Raw genomic sequence first — 1,075 nt, forward strand, 5'->3', positions numbered from 1 at the left:
CCGCGACCGGCCACGAACCCCCGAACCGGGTGGTGCTGATCGCCACCGGCCCGGAAAGCGGGACCCATCGCCGGCTGCAGGCCGTCCTCGACAACGGCTCCACCGCCGGCATCGCGGGCGTGCTGCTCGGCCAATGGCGCCCCGGCGCCACCGTGCACGTGAACCGCGACGGCACCATCACCGCGACCAACCCAGACGCGCAGCACCTGCGCGGCACGCGGCTATTCACCATCCCCAGCGTGCAGGCCGCCGATCTGTTCGCCCTGCTGCACGACGCAGCTGGGATCGCAGACCCGGGCGAGACGGGTGAGCCATACGCCGATGGCGCCGACGACGCCGCTGACGTTGATGCCAAACCCACCCACTCACCCTCGACGGCGCCGACCGTCGACGACGCCGGGATCGACATCCGCGATGCACACAGTCACGACGTCAGCAACAATGACGAACACCAGGCGGCGACTGCCGTGCTGTGGGCCGTCCTCGGCCGGCCACGACTGCGCCAACGTCAACCCGAAGGGCCGGATGACATCACCACCGTCCTCACGCCGCGCCAGCGTGACCTGCTCATCTACCTCGCGCTGCACCGCCACGGCGTCGCCCGCGACACGCTCGCCGATGCTCTGTGGTCCCACGGCCCGACCAGCCGACCCACCAACGCCCTGCACACCACCCTGTCCCGGCTACGACGCACCCTGGCAACAGCAACCGGCGACGACGACCTCACCGGGCTCGTCGCCCTCCGAGGCGACGTGTACACCCTCAACCCCGATCTGGTTGACGTCGACTACTGGCACCTCATCGACGCCATCGAGCGATCACGTGCCGCCGCCACCGACGCCGAGCGAGCCGCCGCCGACCACGAAATCCTCGCCCTGTATACCGACGAGCTCGCAGCCGGGCTGCACGCCGAATGGCTCGACATCCCCCGCGAAACCGCCCGCCGCGACGCCATCGACGCCGCCGCCCGCCTCGCCCGAACCCTCGTCGACACCAACCCCGAACACACCCTGCACATCCTCGAACACGCTGCGCACATCGACCCGTACAACGAGTTCATCGCCCGCGACATCAT

The 1,075-nt window shown here is 69.9% G+C and carries 1 protein-coding gene; it reads left to right on the forward strand.

The window, feature by feature from the left end:
* Positions 1–1,075, forward strand: a 1,075-nt coding sequence (locus ELR45_RS42070; RefSeq protein WP_205856364.1) for an AfsR/SARP family transcriptional regulator, incomplete at both ends; no start/stop codon positions are given.

It is taken from the genome of Phytoactinopolyspora endophytica (assembly GCF_004138495.1).
Lineage (GTDB): Bacteria > Actinomycetota > Actinomycetes > Jiangellales > Jiangellaceae > Phytoactinopolyspora > Phytoactinopolyspora endophytica.